Raw genomic sequence first — 17,282 nt, 5'->3', positions numbered from 1 at the left:
GATAGGAGGTCATTAAGACAGTTCGTCGTCGTCCTTCGCCATCCGGGTGACCACGTTGGCAAGCATCTGCTTTTCGTGAGGCCCGCTAGCTTGCCACATCCGCTTTGCTACCCGGTCTTGAGCATTTTTTGGCTCAACGCCGGCTTGTAGCATGGCGTCGCCCATGTCGATCACGTCTTCTTGGACGTTGTTATCACCGTTGCGGAGTTTCTCGGCAACGCGCGATTTCAACTCGTGAAACGATTGCGGAACACCCTTCGCCAAAGGAATCCCTCCTCAAATTTGAAGTGCGAGTGATGCAAGTGTGATGTCCTTGCGATCCTTCGTGGAGCCTTGCTCCATAGCTAGTGTGTTCGGCTCGTTGCAAAACTATGAGAGGAATAATTCAGGGAGTTCACGGCTACACTAACGTGCAGCATAAAGGAGGTGAGCGAATGAGCTGGATTGGCGCGATTGTTCGGTTCGTCGTAGCAGCACTTGTTTTAATGGTTATGGGCTATATTGTGCCCGGATTTTCGCATTTAGGCTTTTGGTCTGCGTTATTGGCTGCCTTAATTATTGCCTTGGCGGGCTACATTATCGAGGCTATGTTCGGAAAATCCGCGTCACCCTATGGTCGAGGTTTTATCGGATTTTTGGTTGCCGCGATTGTTATCTATTTCACGCAGTTCTTAGTCCCTGGCATGCATGTTTCTATTTTGGGCGCGTTATTGGCAGCCTTTGTGATTGGGCTCGTCGACCTGTTTATCCCTACCGCCGTCCGTTAACCTGAGACACCTTAGGTCTTCGTCTCCTTAACCCAAAGAAGAAGGGAGTTCCCTCCGTCTTCTTCTTTGGGATCTCCCTTTATTTTTTGATTTGAATACCGACCTCATCTAATTGCCGAGGATCGACAGGACTCGGCGCATTCATCAGGGGATCAATGCCTCGTGCCGTTTTCGGAAAGGCAATCACTTCCCGCAAACTCTTAGCCCCAGCCATTAACATGACCATCCGGTCAAGGCCAAAGGCAATACCGCCATGCGGGGGAGCACCGTACTGAAAGGCCTGGATGAGAAACCCAAACTTTTCATCGATTTCTTCGGGTTTTAAACCGAGCGCCGAGAAAATGCGTGCTTGCAGTTGCGGTTGGAAAATACGTAAACTTCCTGACGCAAGTTCTGTTCCATTCAGCACCACATCATAAGCTTGCGAACGAACCGCTAAAGGATCGGTCTCAATCAAGGCAATATCATCGGGATGGGGCATGGTAAAGGGATGATGTGCCGAGACCAAGCGATTTTCTTCTTGTGACCATTCAAACAACGGAAAGTCCGTGACCCACAAAAAGCGCCAACCTTCTTCGATGCGGTTTTCCTGACGCGCAAATTCCAAACGCAATTGACCGAGTACATTGAGACTCGGCATCTTATCGCCGGCCACAATCAATAGCACGTCGCCATCCCGTAACTGGACAGCATCGGCTAACATTTGCAGTTCCTCGGCACTTAACCATTTTCCGGCCGAAGACCGGATCTGGCCTGGCGACTTCACAATCCAAATTAGTCCGCCAGCTCCCAAACTTTTAGCGAAATCCACCCAGTTATCCAAGTGCTTACGCGAGGGTTGGTAGTCACGAAAAACCACCCCACCCACAAACGAGGACTCACGCAACACCGGCCACGCAATCTGTTGGGCTGTCATTTCGGTCAAATTCCATAATTTCTCGCCCGCTCGTAGATCGGGTTTATCCGAGCCGTATCCTTCCATGGCCTCTTGCCATGTCATACGCGGAAAAGGCTCCAAGTTGATCCCAAGACTTTCTTGAAAGACATACCGCAACATCGCTTCCATCATGTTAAGGATTTCCTCTTGGGACATAAATGACATTTCCACATCAATTTGGGTAAATTCCGGTTGCCGGTCAGCGCGCAAATCTTCGTCCCGAAAGACTTTAGCAATTTGGTAATAGCGATCAAAGCCCGCGACCATCAGGAGTTGTTTGAAAATCTGGGGGCTTTGGGGTAAAGCATAAAATGCCCCGGGCTGTAACCGGCTCGGCACCAAAAAGTCACGAGCTCCCTCTGGCGTGGAACGGGCTAAAGACGGCGTTTCTACATCTAAGAAGCCGTGGCTGTGAAAGAATTGGCGCACCGCCATGAGCACTTTATCCCGCAAAATGAAGTTGTTCAACAAGCTGATGCGGCGCAGATCAATATAACGGTATTTGAGCCGCAATATTTCATCAACGGCATCAGCATCCGCAGGCATAAACGGCGGCGTTTTCGCTTCCGCTAAAATCACAACTCGTTCAGGAGAAATCTCGACCGCTCCCGACGCCAATTCCTTGTTCTCCATTCCTTCTGGCCGGCGTTTGACCGTGCCCTGAACCGCCAACACATATTCCAATCGCACTCGGTCTAATTCCCGAAAATTTTCTTCTTGGGTGGGGTCAGCGACAATTTGCACAAGTCCCGACCGATCACGCAAATCAATAAATATGAGTCCCCCATGATCCCGCCGACGGTGAACCCAACCGGCCACCGTCACCGTTTGTCCTTCTAAGGTTTCATTAATTTCCGCGGCATAATGTGTGCGGCCCAACATATAAACGTGTCCTCCTCAACATTCTTGTTCATGGGTTTGGCGTTAATTCTTGGCGCAAGAACTCGCTCAACTGGTCTTGATGTATCGTCAGTTGTTCACTTTCCCCAAGACGTTTCACCGCCACTTGTCCTTGTTCCCATTCTTTACCGCCGACAATCACGACCACCGTGCTGCGCCGGTTCGCATCGCGCAATTGGGCTTTTAGACTTCTGTGCAACAAATCCGATTCGGCACTGAATCCTTGCTGCCGGAGGTTTTCGGCCAACACGAATGCGGCATCCTCAAAGCCCGGAAGATGTGCGACATACACAGAACGCTTGAGTGGTAGCGGGAAATTCTCTTCTACGGCAGACAATATGCGTTCAATCCCCATACCAAAGCCCACCGCCGGTGTCACTTCGGGGCCATCGAGGGTGGTCGCTAAGCCATCATACCGGCCCCCGCCAAATAAAGCTGTTTGGTTGCCTAAGGAGGGATGACCAATTTCGAAAACCGTTCGAGTATAATAGTCTAATCCCCGCACTAAAAAGGGATCGCGAATCACCTGACGCCCGGCTTCGGTTAACAATGTCGTCAACTGCTGATAATGCGCGCGGCAGTCCTCACACCAGTAGTCTTGAATGTCCGGAGCTTGTTGCCTAATCTCCACATCAATTTTGCAATCCAGAAGGCGTAAAGGATTGGTGTGAATGCGGGTTTGACAATCCTCACAAAGTTCTTGGTGTCGTCCTTGATAATACTCAATCAAGCTCTTTCGGTATGAAGGGCGGCACTGGGAACAGCCAATCGAATTTAACCGGATGAGAGGATTTTTTAAGCCAACTTGCTCGACGACGTCACAGGCCAACAAAATGATTTCGGCGTCTGCTTCGGGTTGACTCGAACCATAAAGTTCCGCTCCGAACTGCGTGTGCTGCCGGTAGCGTAATGCTTGAGGCCGTTCTCGGCGAAACATCGGCCCGTAATAACACATTCTGACCGGCTGGGGTTGATTAAACATGCCGTGTTCCACGTAGGCTCTGGCAATAGCCGCTGTTCCCTCCGGGCGCAACGTTAAATCGACACCCCCAGCATCGGTAAACGAATACCGTTCGTGCTGGACGATATCGGTGGATTCTCCCACCCGCAAAAAGACTGGAGTTTGCTCAAATATGGGGGTTTCAATGAGGTCATAACCAAATTTAGCCGCCGTATCAATGGCAATACGCCGTATTTGTTCCATACGGTAGGATGCGGGCGGAAGAATGTCTTGAGTACCGCGGGGTCTTTGAAATTCTGAACGCATTAAGTGCTGGACTCCTTTCTAATTAGTTACCGGGTTTTGTCACACTCTCAAGCCAAATGGTTACCGGACCCCAGTTAACTAACGACACATCCATATCGGCCCCGAACGAACCGGTGGCCACCGGTGCAATGTGTTGACGACAAATGGCCACAAATTCTTCATATAACGGTTCCGCAATGGCCCTCGGCGCTGCCTTGGAAAAACTCGGGCGCCGACCGTGGGCGGCATCGGCATATAGCGTAAACTGTGATACGACTAAAAGTCCGCCGCCCACCTCGCTGACATGGCGATTCATTTTACCCTGCTCGTCAGGAAAAATGCGCAACGACAAAATTTTCTCAGCCATCCATGACGCGGTGGACAAATCGTCATCATGTGTAATCCCTAAGAACACCAATAACCCATGGTCAATGGTCCCAGTGATGTTCCCATCAACACTCACAGAAGCGCGTTTCACGCGCTGAATCAAGGCACGCATCAGGCTTTTTCATGGCTCACGCGCTCTACTCGTTCCACGTACGGTAAAGCTTCGAGCCGTCTAATAATGCGTGTTAATTGAGTCAAATTCTTCACTTCCAGTCGCACATTAACCACCGCCGTACGATCTTTAAATCCCCGCGCCTTGGCCGATATAATATTCGCATCGGCGACAACGTTCGCCACATCGGCCAATAGTCCCGCTCGGTCCCATGCAAATACCGCCAGTTCCACGGGATGCGGCGCAAGTTCTGCTTCTTGAATATCCCAACTGACCTCAATTAATCGTTCGGGATCTTTACTGAGTTCTTTTTCGTTGGGACACCCTAAACGGTGCACCGAGACCCCACGTCCCCTTGTCAAATACCCAATAATGGGATCGCCTGGTACCGGCTGACAACACCTGGCAAGGCGCGTTAACAAGCGAGGCTGACCGCGTACCAGAATTTGTTGTCCGGCCGTAGGTGGCGTGCGAGGTTCCCGCTTCAAGGGCACGACTGGGGTAATGACGGGTTCGATTTCTTTGGTCAGTTCATCCTTAATACGGTTGACGGCTTGAACAGGGTTAATCATCCCGTCGCTTATCCCGACAGCCAACTCGTCTACTGTACCATATCCGACTTTCTTCACCAATTCTTGCAACCGATCATGTTGCAAGGACAGGCCAGCTCGCTTTAATTCCCGGTCCAAAATTTCCTGTCCACGCGATAGATGCTCTTGCCGCCGCTCTTTACGAATCCATTGGCGAATGCGGTTTTTGGCCTGAGATGTCTGGACGATATTAAGCCAGTCCACGCTGGGGCCTGGACTTTTCCGATTCACAAGCACTTCCACAATATCGCCGTTTTCTAAGGGCGTGGTCAAAGGCACAATCCGCCCATTGATTTTAGCCCCCACACAGTGATTGCCGACATCCGTGTGAATGCGGTAGGCAAAGTCTATCGGGGTTGATCCTGCTGGCAAGTCCAGCACATCCCCTTTAGGTGTAAATACAAATACCTCATCGCTAAATAAATCGACCTTCAAGGTATCCATAAATTCGCGTGCATCCCGCATGTCCCGTTGCCATTCTAGCAACTGACGCAACCACGACAATTTTTGTTCGAATTCGCGATCTTCTTTGCTGCCCTCTTTATAGCGCCAATGCGCAGCAATCCCATATTCCGCCGTATGATGCATTTCAAAGGTGCGAATCTGTACTTCAATGGGTTCTCCTTCAGGACCCATCACCGTAGTATGCAAACTTTGGTATAAATTGGATTTAGGCATGGCAATATAATCTTTAAATCGGCCGGGAACCGGTTTCCATAGACTGTGCACTAATCCCAATACGGCATAACAATCTTTCACGGTCTCGACCATCACGCGTACAGCCACCAGATCGTAAATTTGGGAAAAGTCTTTGCCTTGTTTGTACATTTTTTGATAAATGCTATACAAATGTTTGGCACGGCCCGACAATTCCGCGACCATTCCCATTTGTTCGAGACGGCGCGTCAATTCTTGGGTGACAGCTTCCACAGCGGCTTCGCGTTCTTTGCGTTTTTTGGCCACCAATTCTTTCATCATTTGGAAGGCTTCAGGCTGCAGATGCTGAAACGCTAGGTCTTCAAGCTCCCATTTGATCCGGTAAATTCCTAACCGATGAGCCAAAGGCGCATAAATCTCCATCGTCTCTTTAGCAATCCGTTGAACCCGGTCCGCCGCCAAATGCTTTAACGTGCGCATATTATGGAGGCGGTCAGCCAGTTTGATTAATATGACGCGGATATCTTTGGCCATGGCCAGCAACATTTTGCGCAAATTTTCCGCCTGTTCCTCTTCACGAGTTCTCACTTCCAGGCGGTCTAACTTCGTTACCCCGTCGACCAATTGGGCAACTTCCGAACCAAATCGTTCTTCGATATCCTCTAACGTGTAAGGGGTGTCTTCGACGACATCATGCAATAAGGCGGCAATAATGGTTGGCACATCCATGCGCAAATCCGCCAAAATTGAGGCCACTGCCAGAGGATGTTCGATATAGGGGGCGCCCGAAGCCCGGCTTTGCCCGGCATGGGCTTGGCGTGCAAACTCTATTGCTTTAGCAATTTGTTCGGCCTCTGGAGAATCCTCCGTAAATCCAAGCTTTTCCGCCATACTTACCTGCTCCACGCTTCTCCCCCCTATTCGCTGGTTATAGTGTCAGCAAACTTGTGACAAGAGCATTGGCATCTAACCGGGAACGTCCGCCTAAGGATGCCAGTTCAATCAAAAAAGCGAAACCGACGACGGTTGCTGACAGCCGTGAGGCTAAACGGGACGTTGCAGCCACAGTGCCCCCGGTTGCCAAAACATCGTCCACAATCACAACCCGTTTACCTGCCAAATTAGAATCCCGTTCCACTTCTAATTGGTTTTCTCCATATTCTAACGAATATGTTTCCGATAGAATAGGGGCTGGCAATTTTCCGGGTTTTCTTACCGGCACGAGTCCAATTTTCAAACGATCAGCCAGAGGTGCCGCAATTAAAAATCCCCGGGCTTCGGGTGCCATAATAGCATCAGGAGCGAGCGGTTTAATACGCTGTTCCAGCCCATCCAACACCTCCTGCCAAGCGTCATTATGTGCCATAATAGGGAGAACATCCCGAAACAAAATGCCTGGTTGCGGAAAGTCGGGAATTTCTCGTAGCCACTTTGTCCATTCCACCGTGATAAATCCTCCTCAACTCACTCAAATTCAGATGCCGGCATCCATACCTTAACATCTTGCCTGACTTCCTAAAGTCTCCCAAGCCTTCTCATTATATTTCTGCCACTCCTTTGGCGTCATCAGTCCTTAGCCCATTCAATCACGGGCTTCTGCCAGCTAGCCAAGATTTCTTGCCACTTCGTATGCGCCCGTTGATAGGAGGGACTCTCATGCAAATCCCGGCGCGTTTGCCCGCTCACCCCAGCCTCTAATCCCAATTCTTCAAACACCCGCCCGCCAATTATTAAAGGTTTAAAGCCTTGTTGTCGAGCCCGCCAAAGGCGCGCCAACGTTTGACGATGAGGGACGAGACGCTTGGCCTTTAAGATGACCGGGTCCGGTGATAGCCTGGGGTCAACCCACATCATGCCCTCTACGTCGAGCAATGAGGCCGCCATGGCCAAACATTGTTGGTTAGCTGGCGGGCTAAGCCAAATGATATGATGGGCCCAGTGCCGGATTTCTGGCCATAATCCCCACTGATTGACCACCACCGAGATCGTGGATCGAGCCCGTAACTTTTCTTCCTGGACCAGGCGCGTGCCATAATCCCAATGATGATTCCAGCTTACCGCCCCTAAATCCTTAGCCATACGGTGTTGTTCACGGGTACTGTTCACAACGTAAATAATCCGCCCCGAAACCGTAGACGGCGCCACATCCCATTGAGTGTACGATCTCCATTTCAGGTCTAGCGCCCTCGCGTTTACCAGTTTATGGATTCGCCACTGATATTCTTCCCGTCCCTGAAAAAAATTGGGCACCAATTCCCCAATAAACTCTATAGGCATGCCAACCAAGAAACTGGAAGCCACATCCCCTTGATTAAAGCCCACGACCCGCACGGTCGTGTCCTCGAGAGTCATAGCCACATGCTGTTTGTCTTGACCCATAAGACGCAAGGAGTCCAATGTTCCAACTACCGCGAATTGCGGCCGTTCAAACCCGTGCCCAAAGGGCTCTAAAGCTTTAAATTCGTCCATCACTTGCGGCGTCAAATCCTCCGCTTTGATCCGCAGATCCACGGTTTTGTCGACAAACTGCTGAGTAAGAAGCTCTTCAGGCAAGGACCTCGAAAACCGCAACGACAATTCATAGGGATCTTGCCGTACTAGGCTAAAGCCACAGGCTCCCCGATGCCCACCCAATTTCAAGAAGACGTCCCGGTGCTTAGCCAAATGATTTAACAGGTGAAAGCCGGGAACACTCCGGGCCGAACCTTTGCCTTCGTCCTGCTCCCATCCAATAATGGCCACGGGCCGTTTCACCAAGTCTTTGATGCGGGAGGCCACAATACCTATCACACCGTGATGCCACTCGTCCCCGGCCAACACTACAAAAGGCGGAAGTCCCCTTTGATCATAGGACGCCAATTGAGCAAGGGCACCGCGCAAAACCTCCTGCTCGATATCACGACGCACCTGGTTTTTCTCGCGCAGCAAAGCGGCTAAGGGTTCTGCGTCCTCTTTTCTCGAGGCCAATAACAAACCTACCGCAGGGGTGGCATCCCCCATACGTCCAGCGGCATTAAGATGAGGCCCCACAAAAAATCCCAAGTCATCCACATGAATGCGTTGGCCGGGTTTGATCCGCTCTCCCAACAAGGCCGAAACTCCTGGGCATGCACCCATGTCCAGCGCTTGAAGCCCCCGTTGTACAATAAGGCGGTTATCTCCTGTCAACGGAACGATATCGGCTACGGTTCCAATAGCGGCCACAGCATAGGCCCAGGGAGGCACATCATCATGGAGCAACGCGCGTAAAAGTTGTAACGCGACGCCCACCCCGGAAAATCGGTTGGGCTCATTCATCCGCTCGGGATTTACCAGGGCTCGAGCCCTAGGGAGAACGGGCGGCAGCCCGTGATGATCGGTGATGATTAAGTCAATGCCGTATTGGGCGGCTAAATCGGCTGCCTCTTGGGAACTCGATCCACAATCTACGGTGATTAAGACATCGATACCCTCGGCCGCAGCTTGCACTACCGCATCGGAACTTAGTCCATAGCCTTCGTCAAACCGGTTCGGGATATAATAATCGACTGATGGAAAGCCTGCCCAGACCAATCCTTGATACATGAGGGCCGTCGCACTCACACCATCCGCATCATAATCACCATAGACACGAATAGATTTGTGATCCCGGCGGATATTTTCCAGAAAGGTCACGGCCTTAGTTAAGTCTGGCAACTGTTCGGGATCGGATAATTCACGAGACTCTAACATGAGACGCCGGTAGTCCTCTAGAGAACGGATATTTCTCAACCACAAAATCTTGGCTGTTATCTCGGATAATCCGACTTGTTGTTGAAACAGGCGAAAGCTTTCTTGATCTTCATCATGCGTCCAAGCCTGGCGATAAGGTCGATTTAGATAATGCGTAACATTCACCAATCCATTTCTCGTTAATCAGGATTTACATGAACCATAACATCTTGAATACGTGGTTGCGCCATCACCGCATCTTTCACGCGGTGAGCGATCCGGTGTGCCTCTAATAGCGACAAATGACGGTCGACCACAATTTTTAAATCCACCAGCACCTGAGTTCCCGCAACCCGGGTGCGAATTTCATCAATCGTTTTCACCCCAGGTACCTGCAAAGAGACCTCACGAATCGCCTCAACAATCCGAGGATCGGCCGCCCGGTCCATGAGATCATTGGCGGCTTGAGAGAAAATTTCAATTCCTAACCAGACAATGAGCACGGCAACCGCAAGCGCTCCATAGGAATCAAAATGTGGAATTCCCCACTGGGCTCCTAAAATCGCTGCGGTGGTGATACCCGAGGAAATGACATCCATCCGGTTGTCTAACGCCGAGGCCATGAGCGAATGGCTCCCGGTTTTCAACGCCATCCGCTTTTGCCGCGCATACATGACCCATTTGACCAACATCACAGCTGCTGAAACAACCAATGTCAAAACTGTCGGATGTTGGCTAAAAGAGTGACCAAGTGCTTGAATCGCCCCATTAGCCACTTCAAACCCCGCCAAGATCAGGAGGAGGGCTACCACCTTTTGAGCCACAGCCTCCGCTTTGGCATGACCATAATTGTGATCTTCGTCAGGGGGAATCCTTGAGACTTTTAAGCCCACAATGACCGCAATAGACGAGCCGAGATCGGCACCAGAATGGATGCCATCGGCAATCAAGGCCCGTGAATTTCCGACAATCCCAACAATAATTTTTAGGGCCATGAGAAGAAAATTACCCAGGGCACCCCAGATCGCGCTCTTGGTACTGCTTTGTAGTTCCCCGTCGACATCGACCACGCCACTTCACCCATTTACCAAGAATGTCTTTCCTATTGTACCATGACATCCTAAAGGCTTTGAGCGGGTCCGTATGACACAAGCCTTCCTAAAAAGTTGTATGATGAAAGGCACATAGATTCCCAAATGGCCCGTTATCATTGTCGGTTATGGATCGATTTCAGGGATGATCACGTATCATCCCATAGGAGGAACATGGGGATTGCCTGAGATATCCGACGAACAATTATTGCAAAGGATTGCCCAAAAAGATCAACAGGCAATGATGGCCTTTTATGACCGGTACTTTGGCAAGGTTAAAGGATTGTGTCACCGCATGATCCAAAACCGGGAAATCGCTGATGAGACGGTCCAAGATATATTTTGGACCGTCTGGCAAAATGCGGATAAATATGATGCGCATCGTGCATCTTGTTCCACCTGGCTGCTTGTGATTGCCCGCAGTCGGTGTACGGACCAACTGCGTAAAATTAAAAATATCCCCGCAGCAGACTCCATCGACGATCTCAGCGATGAATTGGCTGACATGGATAACGAAGTCGTTGAGGATGTGATTCAAAAAATGGGCCAACGTGCTCTCCAATCCGCCATGAGCTTATTGCCAGAGGCCCAGCGCGTCGTATTGACCGATGTTTACCTCATCGGTTTTTCCGCACCACAAGTCGCACGAGCCAGGGGATTGCCATTAGGTACCGTGAAAACACGGTTGCGACTGGGTCTCGAAAAGCTTCGAGACATTCTACGAGAGGAGGTGAGTGATGCTGAACCATAACGATGAAAGCTGGCAGGAAGCGATCGAAAAAACCTTTACCGGTCTCGCCGATGCTCACACTCAAGACCGCGTCACTCGTCATCTCCAAGAATGCGAGACTTGTCAAATCTATTGGCATCAGTTATCCACTTTCGACAGCGAGCAGGCATGGAATGCGATTGAACCGGATTTCAGCGCTCATGAACCCATGCGGGAACAATTTTTGGAGCGGATACAAGACGATTTAGGAACAAAACGCCCCGTGTCTTCCCATCTCAAGACGCGCCGGATTATGGTGCCGTGGGCCCTGTCCACCGCAGCGGCCGTGATTGTGGCCGCTCTTGGCTGGCAATCGTATTTTCACACCAAAGAGCGCGCTCAACAACTAGATGCCCTAGTTCAAATGATGTCGTCATCCGAGCAAATTCACTTGGCTAATGTCTCGGCAAAAGCCAGCAGGGTTCTCCTCTATGTGCAGGGTCCCAAAGCACTCATTTGGGTCAAGGCATTGCCTCCCTTAAAACCAGGGGAAACTTACGAGGGGTGGTGGCTCGTTAAAGGCACCCCGGTGCCGGCGGGAACCTTTGGACCCGGTCCACATTTTTTGCCGCCTAAAAAACCCGGTGCCAGTGCCTTCGCTATTACCATAGAACCCCAAGGAGGCACAGAAAAGCCCACAACCCCGATCTTGGCGGCCGCCACATTGCCGGCATCATCTATCTAGGTTGACCATGACTCAGCCATCTTTCGTCCTAACGAGAGGAAAGATGGCTTCATTGTGCTTGAATAAGGCCGTGACCTTTTACGTAGTTTTCCTGTCCGAACTCGTCATGGCGTGTTCTCGTACCATAATGCGAGACGACTGCCGACATTTTTTTATTCTCTTCACGGTCTCAAAATGCAGACAACACACCGGGTCCACCCGAAGAATGTGCTCCATGGTGAACCCGGTGAAATCTTGCCTTAATTGTCTGTGGAGTTTACTTTCTAATCGGACAGGTGCTCACACCAATCAATTTATAAAGCGCACATACTCCAGTAAGCCCAGTTATTATGGCTAATGCCGCCACAATCCCAAAAACCCATGTCCCTACATTTCCTCCGACATGATTAAACGCCAAGCCCAAAGCAATCAACCCGAAGATGATACGTATAATGCGGTCACTACGACTCTCGTTAGTTCGAAACATCGTCACATTCCCCCTGTTTTGTTGGTCAGTTAACACCTCATGGATGCAGATGAGTGAAGCCCAGTAAAGCGCTTTCATGGAGAAATACGGAGATATGGGATTAACGGATCTGTTTTTCGTTTTAGTCCACCTCAAAGGTCCCCACAGATCTGTTTAATCGCTCCTTGCGTATCAGGACATGACAGCAGAAATTGCGTCAAATACCGGGTGGAACCGCCCGATGACAAAGTCCCGCGGTTAAATGTCAAGAACCGATCAGCTTAGGACAACGACGAACAGGGCCAGGGCAACATAAACCTGCCTAAAAGGAGGTGGTAGATAATGGCAAATAAGTTGTCAATCCCTTTAGTGCGGCATCAACTTCCTTTCGTCGTAGATTTGGCCCCGGGTCAGCATCCCGTAGACCACGCCGACCAACTTGCGTGCCGTCAAGACCAACGCCCGCTTATGTGCGTGGTGCGTGGCTTCGTGGTACTTCTTCTCGTAAAAGGCTTTGAACTGCGGGTCCCGCACCCGGACCCTCTCCGCCGCTTCGATGAAGTAGTACCGCAAATAGACGTTCCCCGTCCGCGTCAGCGGACGGATGTCGGCATCAAAATTCCCCGATTGATGCGGGCGCCAGGTCAGCCCCGCATATTTGGCCAAGGCATTTTCCGACGGAAATCGTTCGATGGGACCGATTTCGGCCAAGAGGCCCGCGCCATAGACCGGACCAATCCCCGGAATCGTGGTCAGGGTTTGGCGAAACGCCTGCATGTCACGGGCAATCACTTTGTCCAGCGCCTGTTGTTGATGTTCCAAGGCCCGGATGGTGTCCAAATGCAGGACCAAGCTTTGGTGCCGCGCGTCCTGCTCGTCCGGATGCAACCGAAAGGCGCGCCGCGCCAAGCGGTGCAAGGTCTGCGCAATGTCATCGGGCGCTTTCAGCCGTTGGCGACCGGCCGCCGCGATTTCCGCCACCAGATCCGCCAGCGGGATGGCTGCCAGCGTATCGGGCGTGTAGCGTTCCAACACGGTTTGCGACGCTACCCCAAAGACGTTCGAGAAAAACGGCTCCTCCGTATGGGCATACTGCCCCCAGACACAAAACAATTGCACCAACGCGCGATTTTTTCTTGGGTGATGAGGTGGCTCAGCTGCCGACGATGGCGGGTCAAGACCTGCAACGCCGCATAGCGCGGATCCGGCGGGGTCCAGGGCGTGACGCGCCCAAACCGCATGACATCCGCAATCAGGGCGGCATCCGCTCGGTCGGTTTTGCCCCGATCCACATAGGTCTCTCGGAATTTCTGGACGACTTTCGGATTGAGGACGTACCAGGTGGGTTGCCACCGCTGCAAGTCGGGGGTTTGCGTCAGCCATTCCATCAGCGGCACATGGTACACGGACGTGGCCTCGACGCCAATGGCCAGCCGCGCGTACGGCGCGGCGTGGGGGTGCAGCCAAGCGACGAATTGCTCGGCCCCCGCCTGATCGTTGGGGACGGTCGTCCGCGCGACGACCTGGCCATCCGCCGCCATCGCGCAGACGACGTGAGCCCCGAGACTGGTGTCAATACCGACGTACAACACGCTATCCATGGGATTTCACCTCCCTTCGCGGAGGAATGCATCGGGAACGGGATTTCGCCGACGCGCCGACGCCTTCGCCGCAACCTCGCTTATAAGCCGTCATCGCCACCCGCGGTGTGCGATAGACCGGTGCCACGGGTCTCCACGGGGGGAGCGGCATCCCGCGCGTTAACTGTGACGAAGCGGCGTCGCCGACTCACAGACTTTCGAAGCCGTCAATCCGGCAGGAGGAATGCAGTCTTGAATCGTCCCGATCTTCTTCGAGCATCGCCGACGAAACCCGATCTGGCAAGCCTGATCATCCCGAATGCCGATTGCTGCTGGCCGCGAGGCAGGCCTCAAGATAAAGCCTCAGGGTAGCAGAATCAATTTCTTTATACGAGGATGATGCATGTATGAAACGTTCCGTGAAACTTTTAGCGGCCACATTAGCTGGCTCCGTCTTAGCCGGATTACCGCTCACCCTCACTTTTGCCCAATCCGCTCCATCCACGTCTTCCCCGACCTCGACACCTGCGGCAAATCTGCGTGCGGGACTCGATCAACTGCTTGGCGAGCATGCGATGACTTTAGAATTGCGGATGCAAGCTTTAGCCCAAGGGAACAAAGCCCAATATCAAGCTTTGACCACCACCATGAATCAGGACACCACGGCGTTAACGAATGCCGTCAGTTCGATTTATGGGCAAAAAGGCGGTCAGGAATTCGAATCGCTATGGAATCAGCACAAATATTTCTTTAGCTATGCCAAGGCTTATGTTGGAGAGCAACAGTCTCAAGCGCTTTTAACTCACTACAAAAATGAATTTGCCCAGTTTATGGCCACCGCGAATCCGAATCTTCGTGAAAGCACCTTGTCTACCGTACTCCAAGATCACATTAATCAAATCACCACGGCCTTTAATGATGCACAGACAGGCCATCCCAATCAGTCATGGGCTCAATTAGTGACTGATTACAATCTCATGTACACCGCAGGAGGATATCTGGCCGCCGGTATCGATCAACAATTTCCCGCTCAATTCAAAGACACCAGCACACTCACTCCCGCAGTAAACTTGCAAGTCGCTCTTGACCAGTTGCTCGGAGAACACGCGATTGTTTTAGAGCAGGCCATGCAAGCCGATTATGCGGGCAACACCGCCCTCTTTAACGCATTGATGAAAGTCATGGACAACAACACCGCACAATTAACGCAAGCCATTGCCTCAGTTTATGGCACCCAAGCTGGGCAAGAATTCTCGACCCTATGGAACAAGCACGTGTATTTCTTCGACTATGTCAATGCTGTTAAAGCTCACAACGTTAGTGCCGAAGAAGCTGCCCAAAATCAATTGACCTTTTACAAAAACCAATTTGCTCAATTTTTAGCCACAGCCAATCCGAATTTTAGTGAATCAACCTTGTCCTCCGTTCTCCAAGAACACATCAATCAAATTACCACGGCCTTTAATGATTACGTATCCGGGAATTACTTATCATCCGAAAACGAAATGGTCCAGGCATACAATTTGATGTACACTGCCGGCGCCTACTTATCCCAGGGTATTGCGGCTCAATTCCCACAAAAATTTGATAATTCAACCGTAGGAACTCCAGCGGGTAATCTCCGTGTGGCTTTAGACCAACTTCTTGGGGAACACGCGATGATCTTAGAATTACGCATGCAGGCCCTTGGCGCAGGAAATACCGCCCTTTATAACGCTTTAAGTGACGTCATGACGCAAAATACTCAAGCCTTAACAAACGCCATTACCAGCATTTATGGGAATGCTGGCGGCCAAGAGTTTGAAACGTTATGGAATAAGCACATGTATTTCTTCACTTATGCCCAAGATTTTGTTAACGCACAAAAAGCCCAAGCCCAATTAACGTTTTACAAGAACGAGTTCGCCAAGTTTATGGCCACCGCCAATCCCCAGTTGAGTGAAGCCACGCTGTCCAGCGTTCTCCAAGAACACATTAACCAAATTACCGCGGCATTTAATGATTTTGACCAGGGTAATGATGTGGCAGCGGATCAAGAACTCGTGGCAGCATATAATCTCATGTTTACCGCAGGGGATTATCTTGCGACCGGGATCAGTAACCAGTTCCCCTCGCAGTTTCCCACTTCTCCGAACACACCCGCAGCCAACCTTCAAGCGGGCTTGGATCAACTTCTTGGCGAGCATGCCTTTATCTTAGAGTTGCGCATGCAAGCTCTTAGTGCCCATCAAATGGGACAATATCAAGCGTTAACCACCATCATGAATCAAAACACTCAAGCCTTAACGGCGGCCATTTCGAGTATCTATGGAGCCCAAGCTGGTCAGAAATTTGAAAGTCTTTGGAACAAACACATGTACTTTTTCACGTACGAAAATGCTGTTCTCGCCAACAATTCTGGGGCCGCACAACAAGCTCAAGCAACCCTTACCCATTACAAAAGCGCATTTGCGGCTTTTATGGCAGGAGCTAACCCGAATTTGAGCAAGAAGGTGCTCTCCTCCGTCTTGCAAACACACATCAACCAAATCAGTCAATCGTGGCTGGACTTCAATCAAGGTAACGACTCCGCCTCTGATGCCCTACTGGTTCAAGACTACGGACTCATGTTTGATGCCGCCCACTATTTAGCAACGGGTATTGTCGCACAATTCCCCCAGAAATTCGGCAAAAGTCCAGCACCCATCACCTCCACAACGCCATTACCTGTGATTCCTAAAGCCGATATCAACGACCACACAAATGCCCTTCAACACGCGCAAATTGACGGGGAAGAGGTATATTTCCGTGCCAACCAATATGGGATCTATTCAGAAAGTTTAAATCCCAACCAGGTCTATAATCCCGCACAACCGACGACATAAATACCCTAGCCTGCTTAAAAACGCGCTGTTTTCTGTTCTGAACAAGAAACAGCGCGTACTTTGTGTCTTCCCTTTACCGGGTCAGGGCCAAAAAAATCGCCAGTCCGATAATGACCAGCATTTTGACAACCCGCACGCGCAAAACCTTGGGCACATCTTGACGAAATCCATGCAGGCGTGCAGCCGCGTCAAACCCCACCGTTCCTTGCCAGACAATAAATCCCGGAATCGGACTAAGTAAAAGAGATAGCCAAATCAAAATCCACGATTCTTCCAAAAGGCGCCCCGGGCTCCGCTGAACGGGCCTAGGAGGCAGCCACTCATGAAAGAGCCATTCCAACAGCCCAAGTCCTCCTAATTCAGCCACGAAAAAGCCTAACGACCCGTGAGGGTATCCCCATTTCAAGAGCCATTGGATTCCGAAAGCAATTAAGAGCCACGGCCCATCCCAAAATAATGATCCGATAGCCGGCACGGCAAACCACCAAATCATTGCGCGTCTCCTACTTCAAGACATGTCACGATTAACGACCAGTTTTACGACTTTGTGTTAGCATACCCA

16 protein-coding genes are annotated in these 17,282 nt (G+C 51.0%); 4 read left to right on the top strand and 12 right to left on the bottom strand.

Annotation, left to right across the window (positions count from 1 at the left end):
* Positions 1-12: 12 nt before the first annotated feature.
* Complete coding sequence (locus B8987_RS13350; RefSeq protein ID WP_020373359.1) at positions 13-264, bottom strand: DUF3243 family protein; 252 nt, start codon at positions 262-264, stop codon at positions 13-15.
* Between the two features lie 170 nt (positions 265-434).
* Here B8987_RS13350 and B8987_RS13345 point away from each other — a divergent pair, with 170 nt between their 5' ends.
* Positions 435-767 (top strand): phage holin family protein, encoded by a 333-nt coding sequence (locus B8987_RS13345; RefSeq protein ID WP_020373360.1) that lies wholly within the window; start codon positions 435-437, stop codon positions 765-767.
* 79 nt (positions 768-846) lie between these two features.
* Here B8987_RS13345 and aspS read toward each other — a convergent pair whose 3' ends face one another.
* From aspS to B8987_RS13310, 7 genes are all read right to left on the bottom strand, one after another.
* Positions 847-2,586, bottom strand: a complete 1,740-nt coding sequence (gene aspS, locus B8987_RS13340; protein WP_020373361.1) for an aspartate--tRNA ligase — start codon at positions 2,584-2,586, stop codon at positions 847-849.
* A 28-nt stretch (positions 2,587-2,614) separates the two neighbouring features.
* A complete protein-coding gene (hisS, locus tag B8987_RS13335) occupies positions 2,615-3,871 on the bottom strand; it encodes a histidine--tRNA ligase (RefSeq protein WP_020373362.1) in 1,257 nt (418 codons plus the stop codon).
* 22 nt (positions 3,872-3,893) lie between these two features.
* Positions 3,894-4,349, bottom strand: coding sequence for a D-aminoacyl-tRNA deacylase (gene dtd, locus B8987_RS13330; RefSeq protein ID WP_020373363.1), 456 nt, complete (start codon positions 4,347-4,349; stop codon positions 3,894-3,896).
* Positions 4,349-6,487, bottom strand: coding sequence for a RelA/SpoT family protein (locus tag B8987_RS13325; RefSeq protein WP_040766948.1), 2,139 nt, complete (start codon positions 6,485-6,487; stop codon positions 4,349-4,351). The genes dtd and B8987_RS13325 overlap by 1 nt, the downstream gene beginning before the upstream one ends.
* A 37-nt stretch (positions 6,488-6,524) precedes the next feature.
* Positions 6,525-7,040 carry an adenine phosphoribosyltransferase gene (locus B8987_RS13320; RefSeq protein WP_020373365.1) on the bottom strand — a complete coding sequence of 172 codons (516 nt, stop codon included), beginning with the start codon at positions 7,038-7,040 and terminating at the stop codon, positions 6,525-6,527.
* Between the two features lie 122 nt (positions 7,041-7,162).
* On the bottom strand, positions 7,163-9,472 hold the full coding sequence (gene recJ / locus B8987_RS13315; protein ID WP_020373366.1) for a single-stranded-DNA-specific exonuclease RecJ: 2,310 nt from the start codon (positions 9,470-9,472) through the stop codon (positions 7,163-7,165).
* 14 nt (positions 9,473-9,486) lie between these two features.
* Positions 9,487-10,356, bottom strand: a complete 870-nt coding sequence (locus B8987_RS13310) for a cation diffusion facilitator family transporter (protein ID WP_020373367.1) — start codon at positions 10,354-10,356, stop codon at positions 9,487-9,489.
* 202 nt (positions 10,357-10,558) lie between these two features.
* On the opposite strand from B8987_RS13310, the gene B8987_RS13305 reads away from it, so the two are divergent.
* Both B8987_RS13305 and B8987_RS13300 read left to right on the top strand, forming a co-directional pair.
* Complete coding sequence (locus tag B8987_RS13305) at positions 10,559-11,128, top strand: RNA polymerase sigma factor (RefSeq protein ID WP_020373368.1); 570 nt, start codon at positions 10,559-10,561, stop codon at positions 11,126-11,128.
* Complete coding sequence (locus B8987_RS13300; protein WP_020373369.1) at positions 11,115-11,831, top strand: anti-sigma factor; 717 nt, start codon at positions 11,115-11,117, stop codon at positions 11,829-11,831. The genes B8987_RS13305 and B8987_RS13300 overlap by 14 nt, the downstream gene beginning before the upstream one ends.
* Positions 11,832-12,087: 256 nt before the next feature.
* On the opposite strand, the gene B8987_RS13295 is transcribed toward B8987_RS13300, so the two are convergent.
* The 3 genes from B8987_RS13295 to B8987_RS20045 form a co-directional block, all read right to left on the bottom strand.
* Positions 12,088-12,297 carry a YgaP family membrane protein gene (locus B8987_RS13295; RefSeq protein ID WP_020373370.1) on the bottom strand — a complete coding sequence of 70 codons (210 nt, stop codon included), beginning with the start codon at positions 12,295-12,297 and terminating at the stop codon, positions 12,088-12,090.
* Between the two features lie 345 nt (positions 12,298-12,642).
* Entirely contained in the window at positions 12,643-13,395 is a 753-nt protein-coding gene (locus B8987_RS13290) for an IS110 family RNA-guided transposase (RefSeq protein ID WP_242823926.1), read from the bottom strand.
* Positions 13,323-13,868, bottom strand: coding sequence for an IS110 family transposase (locus B8987_RS20045; protein WP_242940674.1), 546 nt, complete (start codon positions 13,866-13,868; stop codon positions 13,323-13,325). The genes B8987_RS13290 and B8987_RS20045 overlap by 73 nt, the downstream gene beginning before the upstream one ends.
* Before the next feature lie 395 nt (positions 13,869-14,263).
* Here B8987_RS20045 and B8987_RS13280 point away from each other — a divergent pair, with 395 nt between their 5' ends.
* A complete protein-coding gene (locus B8987_RS13280; protein ID WP_020373788.1) occupies positions 14,264-16,720 on the top strand; it encodes a hypothetical protein in 2,457 nt (818 codons plus the stop codon).
* A gap of 73 nt (positions 16,721-16,793) precedes the next feature.
* Here the strand turns inward: B8987_RS13280 and B8987_RS13275 are convergent, their stop codons facing one another.
* A complete protein-coding gene (locus tag B8987_RS13275; RefSeq protein WP_020373787.1) occupies positions 16,794-17,213 on the bottom strand; it encodes a hypothetical protein in 420 nt (139 codons plus the stop codon).
* Between the last annotated feature and the right edge of the window lie 69 nt (positions 17,214-17,282).

Origin of the sequence: Sulfobacillus thermosulfidooxidans DSM 9293 (genome assembly GCF_900176145.1) — a bacterium.
Classification (GTDB): Bacteria; Bacillota; Sulfobacillia; order Sulfobacillales; family Sulfobacillaceae; genus Sulfobacillus; species Sulfobacillus thermosulfidooxidans.
Note: the sequence above shows the minus strand (reverse complement) of the source record. Positions and strands in the feature narration are given on the sequence as shown.

Bases quoted from the DNA above. Each gene is read 5' to 3' on its own strand.
- B8987_RS13345 (WP_020373360.1), top strand. From the start codon at position 435: ATGAGCTGGATTGGCGCGATTGTTCGGTTCGTCGTAGCAGCACTTGTT.
- aspS (WP_020373361.1), bottom strand. From the start codon at position 2,586: ATGTTGGGCCGCACACATTATGCCGCGGAAATTAATGAAACCTTAGAA.
- hisS (WP_020373362.1), bottom strand. From the start codon at position 3,871: ATGCGTTCAGAATTTCAAAGACCCCGCGGTACTCAAGACATTCTTCCG.
- dtd (WP_020373363.1), bottom strand. From the start codon at position 4,349: ATGCGTGCCTTGATTCAGCGCGTGAAACGCGCTTCTGTGAGTGTTGAT.
- B8987_RS13325 (WP_040766948.1), bottom strand. From the start codon at position 6,487: ATGGCGGAAAAGCTTGGATTTACGGAGGATTCTCCAGAGGCCGAACAA.
- B8987_RS13300 (WP_020373369.1), top strand. From the start codon at position 11,115: ATGCTGAACCATAACGATGAAAGCTGGCAGGAAGCGATCGAAAAAACC.
- B8987_RS13295 (WP_020373370.1), bottom strand. From the start codon at position 12,297: ATGTTTCGAACTAACGAGAGTCGTAGTGACCGCATTATACGTATCATC.
- B8987_RS13280 (WP_020373788.1), top strand. From the start codon at position 14,264: ATGAAACGTTCCGTGAAACTTTTAGCGGCCACATTAGCTGGCTCCGTC.
- B8987_RS13275 (WP_020373787.1), bottom strand. From the start codon at position 17,213: ATGATTTGGTGGTTTGCCGTGCCGGCTATCGGATCATTATTTTGGGAT.